3 protein-coding genes and 1 pseudogene are annotated in these 2,586 nt (G+C 69.7%); 3 read left to right on the forward strand and 1 reads right to left on the reverse strand.

The features are described 5' to 3' along the window. The coding region (locus VG296_RS09330) for a 2-oxoglutarate and iron-dependent oxygenase domain-containing protein (protein ID WP_325565173.1) at nt 1-213 on the reverse strand (213 nt) is incomplete at its 3' end. 230 nt (nt 214-443) lie between these two features. On the opposite strand from VG296_RS09330, the gene VG296_RS09335 reads away from it, so the two are divergent. The 3 genes and pseudogenes from VG296_RS09335 to VG296_RS09345 all read left to right on the forward strand — a co-directional run. Next, nucleotides 444-932 (forward strand): DUF664 domain-containing protein, encoded by a 489-nt coding sequence (locus VG296_RS09335; RefSeq protein WP_325565175.1) that lies wholly within the window; start codon nt 444-446, stop codon nt 930-932. Between the two features lie 185 nt (nt 933-1,117). Continuing rightward, nucleotides 1,118-1,237: pseudogene (locus tag VG296_RS09340) on the forward strand (pyridoxamine 5'-phosphate oxidase family protein); the annotation flags it as partial. A gap of 26 nt (nt 1,238-1,263) precedes the next feature. Beyond that, the coding region (locus VG296_RS09345) for a recombinase family protein (RefSeq protein WP_325565179.1) at nt 1,264-2,586 on the forward strand (1,323 nt) is incomplete at its 3' end.

Here is a 2,586-nt window from a genome sequence, read left to right on the forward strand (position 1 = left end):
GAAGAACGCGTCGGTCGCGGCGGTGAACTCGCTGAGTGTGGTCGCGGTGACGCCATGCCCGGTGATCTGCATGAAGCCGACCGTCCGCGCGGCCTCATCGACCCGGCGGACGACCTCGGAGCGCGCGGCCGCGTCCGCGTAGGGCATGCGGAAGCTGGCGATGTCGATCACGGGAACGTTGAGAATACCGTCGCGCAGGGCGGCTGAGGACACGGGGCTTCTCCTTGCTGACCGTCGCCAACGACACGATTAGGGGAGCGCACAGGCCACGACAACAGTCAATATGAGCAGCTCAGATAACACAAGTGTGCGTCACTACTTGGCGTGTTATGAGCACTCGCAGGCTCCTTTCGCCCCTGTAGGCACATCGGCGCAAGGAAGCGGGGCAGGGCGGAACAACCCCGGGCGCGCTCACTTCTGGCGGGCCGGCACGTCGTCCTTGCGTGATCGATGATGAAACGCAGGCGCTCCTCACGTCGCTGAACGCACAGCGCGAGCACGTGCTCGGCGCCCTGGACGGGCTGTCCGAAGACGAGCTGCGGCGAGCCTTGCTGCCGTCGGGCTGGACGCCGCTTGGCATGGTGCGGCACCTGGCCCTGGACGTCGAGCGGTTCTGGTTCCGCGGTGCCGTCGCGGGCGAGCCGCTCACGCTGACGTCGGGGGACGAGGCGTGGCGGGTTCCCGCGGAGGTACCTGGTGCCGCGATCTTCGGCCTGTACCGGGATGAGATCGCCAGGGCCAACGCGATCATCGCGGCGACGCCGATCGACGCCCGGCCGAAGTGGTGGCCCGACTTCTTCGCCGACTTCCCGCCCCGGCCGCTGCGCCGGACGATCCTGCACGTGATCGAGGAGACCGCTACCCACGCCGGCCACCTCGACGCGTTCCGTGAACTGACCGACGGCACTCAGTGGCTGGTCCTCACCGAGTAGCGGGGTACTCCCCCACCGGCGCTGAATGGCACCGCAGGTGCTCACAGCTCGGTGGCCAGTTGCTCACCGAGTCGGCGCAGGAGGGCGTCGTGCGCCGGGACCGGATCATCCCATGACCGGACCACGACGTACAGTCACAAAGAGTCCGATGCGCTGTAACCAGTCAAGGCAGCAAGGAGAGACCAGTGCCTGAAGTTCCCGCCAGTCACGCAGACCTACTCGACCGGCCGCTCTTCGCGCACCTGGCCACGATACGGCCGAACGGTGCACCACAGAGCAGCGTCATGTGGTTCGCCTGGGACGGGTCACAGCATAGTAGTAAACTACCCACGTGACAACCTCTCTTGAGATACGGGCGGACAGCACGCACGCCAAGCTCATCCGGTGCGTGATCTACGACAGGATCAGCGACGACAAGGCCGACGACGGGCACGGCGTGCTCAACCAGCGGACAGACCTACTGCGGCGCGCAGCTGCCCGCGGCTGGACTGTGGTTGCCGAGAAGTCCGACAACGACATCGGCGTGACGCGCTCGATCGCCAACGCTCTCGGCACCGGGAAGCCTCGCCCGGGATGGGCCGAGGTGCTGCGCATGGTCGGTGCCCGCGAGGTCGACGTGGTGCTCGTCTGGCGGTGGGACCGGGCGCTCCGCGAGCCGATCGACCTTGAGCGGCTGATTCCGCGGTTCGACGCGGCCGGGGTGCGGTTCGCCGAGGCCGACGGCATTATCGACCTGGGTACCGATTCCGGGCGCCTGGCCGCGCGCATCCTGGTTGCGGTCGCCAAGGCGGAGCAGGAGCGGAAGATCGAGCGTCAGAAGCTGGCCAACCGGGGCGCGGCCGAGCGCGGCGCGCTCCGTAAGGGCGGCTGGCGCCGGTTCGGATGGAATCCGGGGAACAGCGGGCATGACCGGGCCGAGGCCGAGGCGATCCGGGCGGCATGCCGGCGCCTGGTCGGCGGCGGCTCCAGGGTCACAATCTCAGTGATCGAGGCCGAGTGGACGGCCAGGGCGCACGCGCAAGAGCCCGGCTACCGGCCGCCGCACGCCCCGTTCGGGCCGCTGCCGAAACGCGCGTGGTCGGACGCGTCGATCCGGGGCATCCTGCTCAACCCGGCCAATGCCGGGCTGTCGGTGTACTGCGGCGAGGTCGTCGCCGAGGGCAAGTGGGAGGCGATCGTGTCACAGGAGATGCAAAAGGCGGTGCGGGCCAAGCTCGACAACGGGCCGCGCTCGGTTCCCGAGGGCAAGGAGCGGCGCGCGGGGCGGACGCTGCTCGGGTCGCTCGCGCTGTGCCGGTGCGGTGCCCCCGTCCAGGGCGCGCCGACGACGCGCGGTAAGCCCGGCTACCGGTGCTCCGCCGTCGTGCTCGGCGAGGCGGACCCCGCCGTGCCGCACGTGAAGCGCGCAGCCGCCGAGTGCGACGCCTACGTGCGCGCCGTGGTGATCGGGCGCATGTCGCGCGACGACGCGGCGGACCTGCTGGCCGTCTCGGACGAGGTCGACGTGGCCGCGCTTCACGAGGATGCCGCCGCGATCAAGCTGAACCTTCAGGAGATGGCGGCTGACCGCGCGGCCGGCCTGCTGACCCGCGCCGAGCAGCTCGCCGGGTCTCAGCGCGGCAAGAAGCGCCTGGCCGAGATCAGCGCCGCGGTC

The sequence above is a fragment of the Actinospica sp. genome, from assembly GCF_035552695.1.
GTDB lineage: Bacteria > Actinomycetota > Actinomycetes > Streptomycetales > Catenulisporaceae > Actinospica.